This is a genomic window from Ralstonia sp. NFACC01, from assembly GCF_900115545.1.
GTDB lineage: Bacteria > Pseudomonadota > Gammaproteobacteria > Burkholderiales > Burkholderiaceae > Ralstonia > Ralstonia mojiangensis.
This window is the reverse complement of the sequence record NZ_FOWV01000005.1, coordinates 135165-148082: the sequence shown is the minus strand read 5'-3', so window position 1 is coordinate 148082 and position 12918 is coordinate 135165. Positions and strand designations below refer to the sequence as shown.

Annotated in this window: 12 protein-coding genes; 1 reads left to right on the top strand and 11 read right to left on the bottom strand. The window is 64.4% G+C overall.

What is annotated here, in order from left to right:
• Positions 1–59: 59 nt before the first annotated feature.
• The gene (locus tag BM136_RS14165; RefSeq protein WP_092972441.1) at positions 60–716 is read right to left on the bottom strand and encodes an outer membrane protein assembly factor BamE; all 657 of its coding nucleotides are present in this window, start codon (positions 714–716) and stop codon (positions 60–62) included.
• Between the two features lie 152 nt (positions 717–868).
• Here BM136_RS14165 and fur point away from each other — a divergent pair, with 152 nt between their 5' ends.
• Entirely contained in the window at positions 869–1300 is a 432-nt protein-coding gene (fur, locus tag BM136_RS14160) for a ferric iron uptake transcriptional regulator (protein WP_004632868.1), read from the top strand.
• 72 nt (positions 1301–1372) lie between these two features.
• On the opposite strand, the gene BM136_RS14155 is transcribed toward fur, so the two are convergent.
• The 10 genes from BM136_RS14155 to araG all read right to left on the bottom strand — a co-directional run bounded on the left by BM136_RS14155 (position 1373) and on the right by araG (position 12889).
• Positions 1373–2416: a LysR family transcriptional regulator gene (locus BM136_RS14155; RefSeq protein ID WP_092972440.1), complete on the bottom strand. Its 1044-nt coding sequence runs from the start codon at positions 2414–2416 to the stop codon at positions 1373–1375.
• Positions 2417–2715: 299 nt separating this feature from the next.
• Positions 2716–3714, bottom strand: a complete 999-nt coding sequence (gap, locus tag BM136_RS14150) for a type I glyceraldehyde-3-phosphate dehydrogenase (RefSeq protein WP_092972439.1) — start codon at positions 3712–3714, stop codon at positions 2716–2718.
• Positions 3715–3800: 86 nt separating this feature from the next.
• The gene (gene tkt, locus BM136_RS14145; protein WP_092972438.1) at positions 3801–5816 is read right to left on the bottom strand and encodes a transketolase; all 2016 of its coding nucleotides are present in this window, start codon (positions 5814–5816) and stop codon (positions 3801–3803) included.
• A gap of 115 nt (positions 5817–5931) precedes the next feature.
• On the bottom strand, positions 5932–7080 hold the full coding sequence (gene dgoD, locus BM136_RS14140; protein WP_092972437.1) for a galactonate dehydratase: 1149 nt from the start codon (positions 7078–7080) through the stop codon (positions 5932–5934).
• Positions 7081–7100: 20 nt separating this feature from the next.
• Positions 7101–7727, bottom strand: a complete 627-nt coding sequence (locus BM136_RS14135) for a 2-dehydro-3-deoxy-6-phosphogalactonate aldolase (RefSeq protein WP_092972436.1) — start codon at positions 7725–7727, stop codon at positions 7101–7103.
• Positions 7724–8533 carry an SDR family oxidoreductase gene (locus tag BM136_RS14130; protein ID WP_092972435.1) on the bottom strand — a complete coding sequence of 270 codons (810 nt, stop codon included), beginning with the start codon at positions 8531–8533 and terminating at the stop codon, positions 7724–7726. The genes BM136_RS14135 and BM136_RS14130 overlap by 4 nt, the downstream gene beginning before the upstream one ends.
• A complete protein-coding gene (locus BM136_RS14125; protein ID WP_092972434.1) occupies positions 8530–9423 on the bottom strand; it encodes an aldose 1-epimerase in 894 nt (297 codons plus the stop codon). Before BM136_RS14125 ends, BM136_RS14130 begins: the two co-directional genes overlap by 4 nt.
• A complete protein-coding gene (locus BM136_RS14120; protein ID WP_092972433.1) occupies positions 9404–10318 on the bottom strand; it encodes an SMP-30/gluconolactonase/LRE family protein in 915 nt (304 codons plus the stop codon). The genes BM136_RS14125 and BM136_RS14120 overlap by 20 nt, the downstream gene beginning before the upstream one ends.
• Before the next feature lie 10 nt (positions 10319–10328).
• A complete protein-coding gene (gene araH, locus BM136_RS14115) occupies positions 10329–11336 on the bottom strand; it encodes an L-arabinose ABC transporter permease AraH (RefSeq protein ID WP_092972432.1) in 1008 nt (335 codons plus the stop codon).
• Positions 11337–11353: 17 nt separating this feature from the next.
• Positions 11354–12889, bottom strand: coding sequence for an L-arabinose ABC transporter ATP-binding protein AraG (araG, locus tag BM136_RS14110; protein ID WP_092972431.1), 1536 nt, complete (start codon positions 12887–12889; stop codon positions 11354–11356).
• Positions 12890–12918 lie beyond the last annotated feature (29 nt).

Genomic DNA, 12918 nt, shown 5'->3' with positions numbered 1-12918 from the left:
GTCCGCCGCTCGCTCGAAGTCGTGATGCCGGCGCGCTGGCTATGCGCGCTTAACGGCGTTCACTGCGATTGGGTGGCCGGCGGCGGAACGCTGGTGTCAGTACCACCACCGCCAGTGCGGCGCTCCGGCAGCGTCACGTCAACGTTGTTTTTGGAACCGGTGGTCGACTGCACGCGGTCAGTGACTTCAGCCGACGGAATCGACGGTGCGCGCGCTGCCGGAGCGGCGCCCGCAGCGGCGGCAGCTTGCGCGGCATCCTTCTTCGGGCGCTTGATGCCATCGATCTCGGAGATCAGCTCCGATTCGGACGGCAGCTCATCAGCGCCCACCCACTTGGAGAGACGATCGCCGTCAAACCACACGGTCAGCTTGCGTTCCTGCACAACGGCCGTGTTGCCACGCTTGAACGAGAAGATGTAATCCCAGCGGTTGGCATGGAACATATCCGTCAACAGCGGCGTGCCGAGTACGAAGCGCACCTGGTCGCGCGTCATGCCTTCCTTGAGCTGCGCTGCTTGCTCGCGCGAGACGAAATTGCCTTGCACAATATCGATGCGATACGGCGTGATGGCATTGGCGATCTTGCGCGTGGTGCTGTCATAGGTGCCGCATCCGGCCAGCAACGCCGACGCGGCGAGCATGGCACCCACCAACAGGCCGCCGCGACGGGCGACGTGGGCAAAACGGACAGGACTGCGCGCAAAAGAAAAGGTCATGAGCGATCGGCCTTCAAACGGTTCCGGACATACCGGTACGGGAGGAATCGGCGACGGCCCAGGCACATCGTGCAGGCCCGTCAATAGGACTTTTGCCGCCAAAACCCTTATGATTGGAATATCCGAACATTGTACTCTAGGGAGCCTGGCGCATGCCGAGTCCTGCAGACCTCAAGAACATCGGTCTGAAAGCCACGGTGCCGCGGTTGAAGATCCTCGAGATCTTTCAGACCAGCGAAGAGCGCCACATGAGCGCCGAAGACGTGTACCGCATCCTGCTCGCCGAGCACATGGACATTGGCCTGGCCACCGTCTATCGCGTGCTGACGCAGTTCGAACAGGCGGGGCTGCTGTCACGCAACAACTTCGAATCCGGCAAGGCCATCTACGAACTCAACGAAGGCAAGCACCACGATCACCTGGTGTGCCTCGATTGCGGCCGCGTGGAAGAATTTTTCGATGCCGAGATCGAACAGCGCCAGCAAAGCATTGCACGTGCGCGCGGCTTTGCGCTGCAGGAGCACGCGCTGTCGCTCTATGGCAATTGCACGAAGGAAGCCTGCCCGCATCGGCCAAAGCGCTGAAGCGTCGTCGCTAAAAGGAAACGGCCGCATCGTGTGCGGCCGTTTTTCATTGGAGCGGCGAGAGGGCGGATGTCAAGCGGACAGCCGCGTCTCGTCCTCCTTTTCTGCGTCGCCCTGGCCGCCCTTCTCGGTCTTGCCATGTTCATTGGCCTGCACGGGCGAGTGCGCCGGCGCACCCGACGCCTGCCCCGTGTACTCAGCCACGACCTGCTTGAAGAGCTGACGCGCCCACACCAGCATCGGGTGCGTATTGCGGCTGCGGTGCCACAGCATGTTCAGGCCCAGCACGGTTTCCAGCTCGGTCGGCAGCGGGAACGCGTTGAGGTCGTACATCTTGCAGACCATGTCTTTCATCAGCGAGTTGACCGTGAAGATCATGTCGGTCTGGGCGGCCACTTCGCCCTGCGTGCGCCAGCTATGCACGGTCATGGTCGAGTTGCGCTTGAGGCCGCGCTGCTGCAAAGCGTAGTCCAGCGGGATGAGCGACGGCGCAACGCGGCTGCCGGGGCTGCCCTGCGCGATGAAGATATGCTCGCAGTCGAGGTATTGCTCGAGCGTGCAGCGATCCCCGAGGATCGGGTGGTCCTTGCGCGCGCAGACCCACATGTTGAAGGAGGTCACGACCTCTTCCATGATCTCGGGGTGGCGCGTGGGGAACGGCGAGAACGCTAGGTCCAGCTCGTTCGCACGCATGGCCGCCACATCGGCTTCCCACGAAGACGACTCAGTCAGGCGCACCTGCAACGCCGGCGCCAGACGCTTGATGCGCAGCAGGAAGCGATCGAACAGCGCATCCCCCAACGTGCCGGCAAAGCTGACGTTGAACGTGCCGGTGGCTTCGGCCGGGTCAAACGTGGCGATATCACCCTCGTTGATGGCGGCCCACAGGTCGAGCATCTCACGCACTTTGGGACCCAGTTCGAGCGCCTTGGGCGTCGGCGTCAGGCCGTGCGGGACACGGATAAAGAGAGGATCGTCGAAAATTTCGCGCAAGCGGCCCAGCGAATGCGAGACAGCCGGTGCGGTCATGTGCATCTTTTCAGCCACGTAGGTGGCGTTGCGCTTGCTGAGCAGCTCAACAAAAATCACCAGCAGCTTGGTATCGACGTTGACCATGGGACGCCTTGGCTCGAGCACGTTGGAAAACTGGAAAGGCAACCATTCGGACGTGACGTAAAAGCCCGCCACATCACAATGTAGTAATTGTTCAGTGTACGGACTGCAACCCGATTTTCAAAGCGAATTCCTGTAGCCCGAATTCAAAATTTGCGCATCCGCAAACGTTTTCTTTCCGGTCGGTAACAAACGTCGAGCAGGCCCCCGATAAGCGCCGTGTGGCCGTGACGACTCCTCCGCTTCGCCTGTCTATGAAAAAACGCGCCCAAAGGCGCGTTCTTTCGGGCCGTTAAGCAGGATTACTTGCCGACCACGCGCGCCATTTCCAGGCACTTGTTCGAGTAACCCCACTCGTTGTCGTACCAGCTCACGACCTTGATAAACGTGCCGTCCAGTGCGATGCCGGCTTCGGCGTCGAAGATCGAGGTGCGTGCATCGCCGCGGAAATCCGTAGCGACGACCTTGTCTTCGGTGTAGCCCAGCACGCCCTTCAGCGCGCCTTCGCTTTGTGCCTTCATTTCGGCGCAGATTTCAGCGTACGTGGCAGCGCTTTCCAGCTCGACGGTCAGGTCAACGACCGACACGTCCGACGTCGGCACGCGGAACGACATGCCGGTCAGCTTCTTGTTCAGCTGCGGGATCACCACGCCGACGGCCTTGGCGGCGCCGGTGGACGACGGGATGATGTTTTCCAGGATGCCGCGGCCGCCGCGCCAGTCCTTGTTGGACGGGCCGTCAACGGTCTTCTGCGTGGCAGTGGCAGCGTGCACGGTAGTCATCAGGCCGCGCTTGATGCCCCACTTGTCGTTCAGCACCTTGGCAACGGGTGCCAGGCAGTTGGTCGTGCACGAAGCGTTGGAGATGATCGCCTCGCCCTTGTACGTTTCGTGGTTCACGCCGTACACGAACATCGGGGTGTCGTCCTTGGACGGGGCCGACATGATCACCTTCTTGGCGCCCGCGTCGATGTGCTTCTGCGCGCCTTCCTTGGTCAGGAAGATGCCGGTCGATTCGATCACCACGTCGGCGCCGACTTCGCCCCACTTCAGCTCAGCCGGATCCTTCACGGCGGTCAGGCGGATCTTCTTGCCGTTGACGACGAGCGTGTTGCCGTCGACCGACACTTCACCGTCGAAGCGGCCGTGTACCGAGTCGTACTTCAGCATGTACGCCAGGTAGTCGGGTTCGAGCAGGTCGTTGATGGCAACAACTTCGATGTCCTTGAAGTTGGCGGCGGCGGCGCGGAACACCATGCGTCCGATGCGGCCGAAGCCGTTGATGCCGATCTTGATGGTCATGGTCAGTCTCCTGATAGCAGAAAAGAAATCGACGATGCGATAAAAACCAGCGCGGCACCTCGTGGGTGCCGCGTACGCAAATTCAGTTAAGCAATGACGCTCTTGGCGGTGTTCACGACGTTCTCGACGGTAAAGCCGAAGTGCTTGAACAGCACGCCCGCCGGGGCGGATTCACCGAACGTGTCGATACCGACCACGGCTTGTACCTGGTACTTCCACCAGAAATCGGTCACACCCGCTTCGACCGCGATACGCGGCACGCCGGATGGCAGCACGCTGGCCTTGTAAGCGGAGTCTTGCTTGTCGAACACGGTGGTGGCCGGCACCGACACCACGCGCGCGTGGATACCCTCGGCAGCGAGTTGATCTGCTGCACCGACCGCCAGGCCGACTTCGGAGCCGGTGGCGATGATGACCACGTCCGGCTTGCCGTTGGCGGCATCGCGGAGCACGTAGCCGCCGCGGGCGATGGCCTCGCGCGTGGCCGGATTGCGCGCCTGGAACGGCAGGTTCTGGCGGCTGAAGATCAGGCAGCTCGGGCCGTTCTGGCGCTCGATGGCGGCGGCCCATGCGACGGCGGTTTCGGTAGTGTCGGCGGTGCGCCAGACATCCATGTTGGGGATCAGGCGCAGGCTGGCAACGTGCTCGATCGACTGGTGCGTCGGGCCGTCTTCGCCCAGGCCGATGGAATCGTGCGTGAAGACGAAGATCGAGCGGATCTTCATCAGCGCGGCCATGCGCAGCGCGTTGCGGCTGTAGTCGGAGAACGTCAGGAACGTGCCGCCGTACGGAATGTAGCCGCCGTGCAGCGCGATGCCGTTCATGATGGCGCTCATACCGAACTCGCGCACGCCGTAGTTGATGTGGTTGCCCCAGGCATCCACACGCACGGCTTTGCTGCCGCTCCAGTTGGTCAGGTTCGAGCCGGTCAGGTCGGCCGAGCCGCCCAGCAACTCGCCCAGCACCGGGCCATAGGCTTCGAGCGTGTTCTGGCTGGCCTTGCGCGTGGCAATGGTCTCGGCCTTCTGCTCGCACTTCTCGATGAACTCGGCGACGGCCTTTTCGAAGGCTTCCGGCAGTTCACCACGCATGCGGCGCTCGAATTGCTCGGCTTCGGCCGGGTGGCGCTCGGAGTACGCATCGAACAGCGCGTTCCAGGCCTTTTCCAGTGCTTGGCCCTGACCCTTCGCATCCCACGCGTCGTACACGGCTTGCGGCACTTCAAACGGGGCGTGCGGCCAGGCCAGCGCTTCGCGCGCGGCAGCGATTTCAACGCCGCCCAGGGGGGCGCCGTGCACATCGTGACCGCCTTCCTTGTTGGGCGCGCCCTTGCCGATGAGCGTGCGGCAGCAGATCAGGGTCGGTTTGTCCGACTTCTTGGCTTCGGCAATGGCGGCGTCAACGGCGTCAACGCTGTGGCCATCCACGGCGCGGATCACGTTCCAGCCGTACGCTTCGAAGCGCTTCGGGGTGTCGTCGTTGAACCAGTGGACAACGTCGCCGTCGATCGAGATGCCGTTGTCGTCCCACAGCGCGATCAGCTTGTTCAGCTTGAGCGTGCCGGCCAGCGAGCATGCCTCGTGGCTGATGCCTTCCATCAGGCAGCCGTCGCCCAGGAAGACGTAGGTGTGATGATTGACGATGTCAAAGCCCGGGCGATTGAATTCCTGGCCCAGCAGACGCTCAGCAAGGGCCATGCCGACGGCGTTGGTGATGCCCTGGCCGAGCGGGCCGGTGGTGGTTTCCACGCCCGGGGTGATGCCGTATTCCGGGTGGCCGGCGGTCTTGCTGTGCAGCTGGCGGAAGTTCTTCAGCTCCGACATCGGCAGGTCATAGCCGGTCAGGTGGAGCAGCGCGTAGATCAGCATCGAGCCGTGGCCGTTGGACAGCACGAAGCGGTCGCGGTCCGGCCAGCGCGGGTTCAACGGGTTGTGGCGCAGGTGGCGGCTCCACAGTGCCACGGCGATATCCGCCATGCCCATCGGCGCGCCGGGGTGGCCCGAATTGGCTTGCTGGACGGCGTCCATGGCAAGCACGCGAATGGCGCTGGCCATCAACTGGGTAGGCTGGGTGGTATTCGAGTGGAGGGCGGGGGCGGTCATGCGAACCTGCGGCAGGAGATAGGCGGGAAAACCGCGATTTTACCAGACGGGAATGACCCGGCTGGGGTGATCGCGGTCAGTAAAACGTGCTACGACGTCCCCTCCCCCGCCCGGCTTACCACTCCGCGACGGAACCGTCGGCATGGCGCCACACCGGGTTGCGCCAGTCGGGGGCTTCCTTGCTCCGTTCGATGACCAGCGCCTCGTCGATGTCCACGCCCAGGCCGGGCAGGCGCGGCGGGCGGATATAGCCCCCTTCCAGCGCGAAATCGGCCTTGTTTCGCACGTAATCGAGCAGTTCGGCGCCCTTGTTGTAATGGATGCCCATGCTCTGTTCCTGCAACGTGGCGTTCCAGCTGACGAAATCCACGTGCAGGCACGAGGCCAGCGCGATGGGGCCCAGGGGGCAATGCGGCGCCAACGCCACATCGTAGGCCTCGGCCATGGCGGCGATCTTCACGCATTCAGTAATGCCGCCAGCGTGGGACAGGTCCGGCTGCAGGATCGATACCCCACCCGCTTCCAGCACGCGCTTGAAATCGAAGCGCGAGAACATGCGCTCGCCGGCAGCGATGGGCAGATGGGTGTGGGCGGCTAGGCGGGCGTAGGTTTCTGCCTGCTCGGCCAGCACCGGTTCCTCGATAAAGAGCGGGCGATACGGCTCCAGCTCCTTGATCAGCACCTTGGCCATCGGCGCAGAAACGCGACCGTGAAAATCGAGCCCGAATTCGACGGTGTTGCCGAACGCCGAGCGAATCTCGGCAACCTTGGCGACCGCCGCGTCCACCGCGCGGGACGTGTCGATGATGCCCATCTCTTCGCAGCCGTTGAGCTTGAAGTGATCGAAGCCGCCGGCCTGCAGCGCCTTCATGCCCGCAATTACGTCGGCCGGACGGTCGCCGCCGACCCAGCTGTAGGTGCGCATCTTGTCGCGCACGAGGCCGCCGAGCAGTTCGTATACCGGCACGCCCAGCACCTTGCCCTTGATGTCCCACAACGCCTGGTCGATGCCGGCGATGGCGCTCATCAGGATCGGCCCGCCGCGGTAGAAGCCGGCGCGGTACATGGTCTGCCAGAGGTCGTTGATGCGGCTCGGGTCTTGGCCGACGAGGTAGTCGGACAGCTCGTGCACCGCCGCCTCCACCGTGCGCGCACGGCCTTCGATGACGGGTTCGCCCCAGCCGGTGACGCCCTCGTCGGTCTCGACTTTCAGGAACATCCAGCGCGGAGGCAGGCGGTACGTGGTCAGGCGGGTGATTTTCATGGATCGAATCGATGGTGCGTTCAGGTGCGGTCGGATTGCGCGGTGCGGTAGGCGGTGACAAAGGCGCGTGCGCGTTCGGCGGTGCGCTCGACGGGCTGGCCTGGGCGATACAAGTCGCTGCCGAGGCCTGCGCCGATGCAGCCGGCGGCAAGGTAATCGGCGAGGTTCTCCGGCGTGATGCTGCCGACGGCAAACACCGGCACCTCGGCGGGCAGCACGGCCTTGAGCGCGCGCACGTAGCCGGGGCCGAGCGCGCCGGCCGGGAAAATCTTCAGCGCCTGCGCGCCCGCATCGAGCGCGGCAAACGCTTCGGTGGCAGTCATGCAGCCAATGCAGGTGACGAGGCCCGCGTGGGCAGCGGCGCGAATCACCGGCGCATGCGTGTTGGGCGTGACGACCAGCTTGCCGCCGGCCGCGACCATCAGGTCAACGTCTTCGGGGCGCAGCACGGTGCCCGCACCAATCAGCGCCCGGTCGCCAAAAGCACGCGCGGCGAGCTGCACGCTCTGCGCCCAGTCGGGCGAGTTCAGCGGAATTTCGATGGCGTCGAAACCGGCATCGACCAGCGCCTGCGTGTGCGCGAGCACCTCGTCAGGCCGGATGCCGCGCAGGATGGCGATCAGCGGAAGGTGGGTTGTCCAGGTCATTCGTGATAGAGCTGCGAGCGCCCGCCATCGATCAGGATGTCGGTCGCGTTGATGAAGCGCGCCTCGTCGGAGGCGAGGAACAGCGCGGTGTAGGCCACCTCTTCGGGCTCGCCGATGCGCTTGCACGGCAGCAGCTCGGCCTGGCGGCGGCGTTCGGCTTCGGGGTCAGGCGCGGCGGCAAAGCCGGCCTCGGCAATCGGCGTGAGAATCAGTCCCGGCGAAATCGAATTCACGCGGACACCACGCGCCGCATATTCAATGCCCAGCGCCCGCGTGAGCCCGATCAGCCCATGCTTGGCCACCGGATACGGAAACGCGCCCGGAATGATCTTGTGCCCATGCACCGAGGCGATGTTGACGATGCTGCCCGCCCCCCGCGCCAGCATGTGCGGCAGCACGGCACGCGCGCAGTGCCACGCGCCTTCCAGATCGACGGAAAGGCAGCGCGCCCAGTCGTCCTCGCTCAACTTGAGCGGATCGGCAAACACGTTGATGCCGGCGTTGTTGACCAGCACGTCGATCCCGCCAAAGCGCTCGACACCTGCGGCGACCATCGCGTCGATCTGCGCACGGTCGCGCACGTCGGCTTGTACGAGGAGGATGTTGCCGTCGCTGCCGACGCTGTTGCCAATTTCGGCGGCGAAGGCCTCGGCGCGCTCGTCACGCACCAGCGCGTTGACGATCACGCGTGCGCCGTGCTGCGCGAACAGCTTGGCAATCGCACCACCAATGCCTTGCGTGGCGCCCGTCACCAGGGCGACCTTGCCTGCGAGACGCGGCGGAAAAGACGTCTGAGAAGCGGTCATGCGTCAAAACCATTCACGGTGAATTGATAGCTGCGCTGCAGGCTTTGGCCGGGGCCGAGGATGGTCAGGCCGTGGTCTTGCTGAGCGCACGACGAGCCAGGCAGGTTGTGCGCATTGATCGCGTGGTCAACCGGCTCGAAGCAAAAGAAGTCGTACGCGACCGGTGTGTAAAGCACATAGCGCGAGGTGTCGGCGGCAATTTGCACAGACGTGCGGCGGCTGGGCCAGACGATCTCGGCGCGGCCGTCCCAGCCTTCAAAGCTGTGATTGATGGCGGCGTTGGTCTCCAGCATCCGAAGCTCGCGAAAGTCTGCCTCCGAAGAGAGCGCCTGCAAGACCGTTGGCAGATAGTCCGGTGCGGATTGCCACATGGCCGTTGCGCCAGCACGCAACCGAACATCGGGCGTGCGCGGAAAGAACGGATGCACGCCCAGCCCGAATGGCAGCGGCGCGCCTTCGTTGCGTACCGTCAGCACGATCTGCAACGTGTTCCTCATCAGCGTGTAGCGCTGCACCGCCTGATAGCGGAATGGGCGCCCCTGCTCGACCACCGCAGCGAGTTCAACGGAGGCATCTGTTTGCGACACTGCATGCCACGGCATCAGCCAGCCATGACCATGCAGCGGATACGGTTCGTCGTCACGCGTTCGCGGCACTTCGATGGTCTGCCCCTGGAACGGGAAGCGCCCGCCGCCGATGCGGTTGGACCATGGCACCAGCGGATAGCAGGCCAGCGTTCTCGGATCGCGCAGTGCAGCGTCTGCTTCGCCCGGCCGGAAGATGGCTGTGACATCGCCATCGCGCAATAGATCGAAACGCAGCAACCCGCCACCCGCCTCGGGGAGCACCTCGGCGCGTAGCACGCCGTTTTCAAGCCGCAACGTAGGCATGGCCGAACCGGCCCTCCGGCAGTCCTCGTACGTTAGGTACGGCAAGCTGCAGCGTCGCGCCGGCGTTTACGTCTTCTGCCAGGCGGTGCGCCGACAAACCGTCGCGCGCCGTCGTCAGATACAGCGTGTCGAGCGCCTCGCCGCCAAATGCCGGGCACGTGGGCTGCGATGCCGGCACGGACATGCGCGCCAGCACGCGCCCATCCGGTGCGTAGCGCGTCAGGCGGTTGCCGCCCCACTCGGCGTTCCACAGGCAGCCTTCTGCGTCGACGGTGGAACCATCGGGCGAACCCTTGTGCGCGCCATCGGCATCCTGGTCACGTAGATCGGCGAAGACGCGAATATTGGCGACTGCGCCGGTCTGCCCGTCGTAATCGCATGCGTGGATGCGCCGGCTGTTGGTATCGCACCAATACATGGTCTCGCCGTCGGGGCTGAAGGCGATGCTGTTGGCGATGGCGATGTGCGGCAGCGCCAGACGTTGCAGCGTGCCCATCGGCGTGAAGCGATAGAAGCTGCCGGTGGGTTCCGGGCCACCTTCATGCATGGTGCCGAAGACGTAGTTGCCAAAGCGATCTGCACGGCCATCATTGACGCGCGTGGTCGGGTTGTCGGGCTCGACGTCGGCCAGCAGCGTAAGCGCGCTGGTGCGCGTGTCGAAGCGGGCGATGTTCTTGGCGAGGCCGAGGATCAGCACGCCGGGTTCGTCCGTCAGCACGAAGGAGCCCACGCGTTGCGGCAGCGGCCATTGGCGCTCCTGCCCCGTCGCCGGATCATGCTGCCATAGCAGCGATTCCTGGATGTCGGTCCACCAGAGCAGGCGCTGGGCGTCGTCCCAGACAATGCCTTCGCCAAGCGTGCAGCGCAGATCGGAGAGCGTGGTTGCGGTTGTCATCTGCGTAGCCTCACTCACGGACGCCGCGGTTCTTCAACTGGTCGACCAGCACCGCTGCCAGCAGAATCGCACCGCGCACGAGGTACTGGTAGAACGCGTCGATGTTCAGCAGGTTCATGGCGTTCTGCACGGTGCCCATGATCAATACGCCGACCAGCACCCCGCTGATCGTGGCGCGGCCACCGAGCAGCGAAACGCCGCCCAGCACGCAGGCCGAGATCACGTTCAGTTCAAAGCCTTGCGCCGCATTCGGCTGGCCGCTGGTGATGCGCGCCGCCAGAATCACGCCGGCCAGCGCAGCAATCACGCCCTGGATCAGGAAGATGACGATGCGCGTCATGTTGACGTTCACGCCCGCCAGCCGTGCCGCTTCCGGATTGCCGCCAATCGCCAGCGTATTGCGGCCGTAGATCGTCTTGTTGAGCAGCACGCCAAACACCACGAAGCACAGCCCCGCCACCCACACCGGCGTCGGCACGCCAAAGACGATGGTGTTGCCCAGGTCGAAGAAATCCATGTCCGACACGCCCACCGCCTGCCCGTGCGAGGCAATGAAGGCGAGGCCGCGCACGATTTCCATCGTGGCCAGCGTGGTGATCAGCGCGTTGATCTTCAGCTTGGCAATCACAAAGCCGTTGACGCCACCGATGATCGCGCCCGCCACCAGGCTCCCGCCGATGCCAAGTGCGATGCTGCCGGTGGCGTTGATGATCATCGCGCACAGCACGCCGGCAAACGCCACCGTGGAGCCGATCGACAGATCGAAATCACGCGACGCCAGGCAGAACATCATCGTGCAGGCAACCATGCCGATCTGCGAGACGGACAACGCAAGGCCGACCATGTTCTGCCACGAGAAGAAATACTCGACCGAGAACGACAGCGCGGCAAAGAGGATGGCGAAGATCAGCGGCAGGCTGAAATCGTCCAGCAGGCGAAGTAGGCGCGTCTTGTTCATGGCAGAGCGTGCCGATGCGGCGAGCGCATCGGAATGTTGCAGGGGTTGAGACTGGGACATCTTGGACTCCGGGGTTCTCAGGCGGCCAACGGCGGCATGGGCGCAGATGGCAGCGGCGCAGATTCGGGGCGTAGCGCGAGCTTGAGCACTGCCTGCTCATTGGCCTGCTCGCGCGGCAGTTCGCCGGCGATGCGGCCTTCGCTCATCACGAGCACGCGATCGGCGACACCGAGGATTTCCGGCAATTCGCTGGAAATCATCAGCACGGCCACGCCACGTTCGGCCAGTTCGTACAGCACCTGGTAGATCTCGTTCTTGGCACCGACGTCGATGCCGCGCGTGGGCTCGTCGATGATCAGCACACGCATGTCGTCTTCGGCCAGCCAGCGCGCCAGGATGGCCTTCTGCTGGTTGCCGCCCGACAGCAGGCGGATCGGCTGCTCCCGGTTGGGCGTCTTGATGCGCAGGCGCGTGATGTAGTGGTCGGCCGTCTTCGCTTCCTGCCTGTCATTGACGAACAGGCCGAAGCGGCGCTGGTTGCGCCGGCAGCTGATGTTGATGTTTTCCGACACCGAGCGGCAGCCGATGATGCCCTCTTCCTTGCGATCTTCCGGGCACAGCACGATGCCCTGGCGGATGGCGTCGGCCACATCGCGGATGCGGATCGGCGCGCCATCGAGCGTGATGCTGCCCGCCGTCTTGCGATCGGCCCCGTAGATCAGTCGGGCCAGTTCCGACCGCCCCGCGCCCACCAGCCCGAACAGGCCAACGATCTCGCCGCGGCGCACGGACAGGCTTGCCGGCTCGGCCAGCTTCGGGCCCACGAGACCATCCACCTGCAAGCGCACGTCGCCGAGCGGGCGCGCGCGGTAATCGAAGATGTCGTCGATCTGGCGGCCGACCATCTGCGCTACCAGCTCGTCGCGCGTAACGTTGGCCATCGATGGGAAATCCGCCACCTTGCGGCCATCGCGGAAGATCGTGCAGCCATCGCACAGCTCGAAAATCTCATCGAGCCGGTGCGAGATGTAGATCAGCGCCCGGCCCTGCGCACGCAGGTCTTTCACGAGACGGAACAGGATGTCGGTCTCGCGGATCGACAGCGAACTCGTCGGCTCGTCCAGCGCAATCACGCGCGCATCGCGCAGAATCGCCTTGCAGATCTCGACCATCTGGCGCTGCCCGATCGACAGGTGCTTCAGCCTGGCGCGCGGGTCCAGATCGACACCGATGCGGCCCAGCTGCTCGCGCGTCCAGGCCATCGCCTCGCGCTGGCGGATGAACCCGCCGCTGGCCGGCAGGTGGCCGAGCAGCAGGTTGTCCATCACCGTCAGTTCGGGCACCGTCTGCAGCTCCTGGTGGATGACGGCAATGCCCGCATCCAGCGCTGCCCGCGTGGTCGGGAACGCCGTCGGCTTTCCCTCGACGACGATCTGACCGCCATCGGGCTGATAGTCGCCGCCCAGGATCTTCAACAGCGTCGACTTGCCCGCGCCGTTCTCGCCCAGCAAGCCGTGCACGCGGCCGCATTCGATGCCAAACGACACATCGGACAGCGCCCGCACACCCGGGAACACCTTGCTGATGCCACGAAACTCAAGAAACGCCGACATGGCAAGTCTCCTTCAACAACGTTGTCCGC